The organism is Methanobrevibacter cuticularis (assembly GCF_001639285.1).
Lineage (GTDB): Archaea > Methanobacteriota > Methanobacteria > Methanobacteriales > Methanobacteriaceae > Methanobaculum > Methanobaculum cuticulare.
Map to the genome: position 1 here is coordinate 1 of NZ_LWMW01000023.1, position 1556 is coordinate 1556.

1 protein-coding gene is annotated in these 1556 nt (G+C 30.5%); it reads left to right on the forward strand.

What is annotated here, in order from left to right; translation table 11 throughout:
• Positions 1-330 precede the first annotated feature (330 nt).
• On the forward strand, positions 331-1556 hold a 1226-nt coding region (locus MBCUT_RS00835), incomplete at its 3' end, for a hypothetical protein (RefSeq protein ID WP_084270662.1).

Sequence of the window (1556 nt, forward strand, 5' to 3'; positions counted from 1 at the left end):
GTTGTTTGTGTATTCTTTAGGTGTTTAGGGGGGGGGGGGGTAGTTTATGGTTTCGGTTCTAAGTTTTTGTTTCTCTTTGTTTTTGTTTTGGGGTGTGTAGAGTGGATATATTTATATATGGGTAATTGCTATAAGTATGTTTGTCCAGTAATTAAAGGTTAATAGTTTAATAGGATACTAACTGTTCTTTTGTTGACTAACAAGTTTTTCTATTTTATTGATAAAGGGTAATAGTTGGTAGGTGATTGTTAGGCATTTTTTTTAGTTTTTAATAATGGCTGGATGGTATAAAATAATTGAAAATAATTAAATGATGAGGTGAAAGATATTATGAATAAATTTAAAAAGACGTCTTTTGGGATGATCTTATTCTTGCTACTGGCTTTGTTGGTAATGGTTAGTTTATCAACTAGTTTTGCAGCAGACCGTAATATTACTAATACGACTGATGGTGGTATTAGTGGTATTGTTAATAGCTCACTAGCTAATGATAAGATAATATTGTCTGATGGCGTTTATTCAGGCAACAACAATAAAGACATAATAATAAATAAGAATTTAACTATTACAGGAACCAATAAAGCCAACACGGTTCTTGATCTTGGTAGTGGTGATAAGCTATTCACAATCAATTCTGGTGCAAATTTAATACTAGCTAATCTAACCATAAAAAACGCACAAATAGGCAATAACAGCTACCTAATAAACAACGATGGCAGTGTTACTATTCAGGACTGTGTTTTCACAGATAACACAATCAACCTAATAATCTCTAAGAAAACTATTTATACAACTAATCCTAATGCTTATCATTACGAAGATAGCATTGGAACTGGTTATTTGGTTTTAAATAATGGTGAAATGGTAATACAAGATTCCGCATTTAACAACAACAAGATGAACATTCAATACAATTATTATGAGGAAGTTCCATATACCACCAATACAACTATTGTCTTACCCAATATAGTAACCAACAGTACTTATGTGACTGGTGGTGGATTAGTTGCTAATAAAGGAAAGTTAAATATCACAAGATCCAATTTCACAAACAATAACATCTACACCAACCAAAGCTTAAACTATAACTATTCAGCAAATCAAAGTATCATAATCACAAGAGAAAACAGTTCTGGCGATAATATCGGTAGTCAAACCATAGGTTATGTTTATGCGTTCATTGTAAATAATAATAATCTAGAAATAACAAACTCAATATTTACAAACAATACACATTACTATAACACTACACGAAACGATAACAAAAACATCACAATAACAACCACAGGTGGAACAGGTAAAATAACAACATATGCAAGTTTTATAAATTTCATATTCAACAGTGCTAATCTAAATATAATAAACAGTGAATTCAGAGAAACTAAATACAACTCAACAGATACCTCCAATTCATTAAACAGTGCTTACAATTATATTAGTGGAGGAATAATATATACTACAACTTCTTACAAAGGCATCTCAGAAACCAATATAAAAAACTCCACATTTAATAACAACAATGCAGCAAATAATCAAGGAACAGTACTATTTATAAC